At 46.0% G+C, this 298-nt stretch carries 1 protein-coding gene; it reads left to right on the forward strand.

The features are described 5' to 3' along the window. On the forward strand, window positions 1-298 hold a 298-nt coding region (locus E3E24_RS12600; protein WP_167916129.1), incomplete at both ends, for a DUF257 family protein.

The following is a 298-nucleotide window of genomic DNA, read 5'->3' on the forward strand; positions in this document are numbered from 1 at the left end:
AAAACTCGGAGGCATTATAACGACAGGAAAAGTTCTTGGCAGAGTTGACTTGGAGGAGACTACTCCAGTCTGGAAGAAGCACTACGATGAACTGCTGAAGAAGGTTCACTCTGATTACACTCTGAGGATAATTGTGGGTATAGATAAAGTACTCCCGCTGTACGAGGAGAATCCAGCGAGGCTGGAAGCATTCTTCGGATATGCAATCCGCCCATACTTGGGGGATAAGAGCAGAACATCAATATACTTCTTGAACACTGACATTGTAGGTAGGAATGCGGTCTTGGAGTTCGAGGAG

This window comes from Thermococcus sp. LS2 (assembly GCF_012027375.1).
In the GTDB taxonomy this organism is placed as follows: domain Archaea; phylum Methanobacteriota_B; class Thermococci; order Thermococcales; family Thermococcaceae; genus Thermococcus_B.